Genomic DNA, 914 nt, shown 5'->3' with positions numbered 1-914 from the left:
CTGAGAACGTGTTTGACATGTGACCGTCTTGCTACGGGGCGTGGTGGTAGGTGTGGCGAGTGCGTTCCCCCACCTACCCCTCGGACCTGTCGGATGCGCAGTGGGCGCTGATCGAGCCGCTGTTGCCTGCTGCGCACTGGGACGGCCGCAAGGAGAAGCATCCGCGGCGGGACATCGTGGATGCGATCTTGTACGTGAATCAGACCGGGTGCGCGTGGCGGTATCTGCCGGTCGACTTCCCGCCCTGGCAGACGGTCTACTGGCACTTCCAGCGGTGGGAGGAGCACCGCGTCACCGACAAGATCGTGAACGCGGTGCGGCGCCGGCTCCGCCGGGACCTGGACCGCGACCCCGAACCGTCAGCGGCGGTGATGGACTCCCAGACGGTCGACGCCGCCGACACCGTCGGAGCCGGCAGCCGCGGCCACGACGCCGGCAAGAAGATCAACGGCCGCAAACGGTTCATCATCACCGACACCCAAGGGTTACCACTGACCGTGATGGTCCGCCCCGGCGGCGTCCAGGACCGGGCCGGAGCGACGAGCCTGCTCCTCGGCCTAGTCCTCCTCTTCTCATGCCGAACGGTGTTCGCCGACCAGGGTTTCTCCGGACGCCTCGTCACATGGGCCCGTGACGTCCCGCACCTCACCCTCCACATCATCGGCAAACCCGCAGGCCAGCGAGGCTTCCAGGTGCATCCTCGCCGCTGGGTCATCGAACGCACCAACGGCTGGCTCCTCCAGCGCAGACGCCTGGCCCGCGACTACGAACACCACCCAACCACCAGCGAAGCCCTCATCCGCTGGGCCGCCATCCACCAGATGACCCGCCACATCACCCGAAGACACCCCGCCACCCGACCCGGACCACGACCCCTCGAACACCTCTAAACAATCAGCCCTCAAACACGTTCT

At 66.7% G+C, this 914-nt stretch carries 1 protein-coding gene; it reads left to right on the top strand.

Features of this window, described 5'->3' with window-relative positions:
- Positions 1-59 precede the first annotated feature (59 nt).
- Positions 60-890: an IS5 family transposase gene (locus tag LO762_RS32225; protein WP_230620145.1), complete on the top strand. Its 831-nt coding sequence runs from the start codon at positions 60-62 to the stop codon at positions 888-890.
- The last annotated feature ends 24 nt before the right edge of the window (positions 891-914 follow it).

The sequence above is a fragment of the Actinocorallia sp. API 0066 genome (assembly GCF_020991275.1).
GTDB lineage: Bacteria > Actinomycetota > Actinomycetes > Streptosporangiales > Streptosporangiaceae > Actinocorallia.
This window is presented reverse-complemented; position numbering and strand designations above follow the sequence as displayed.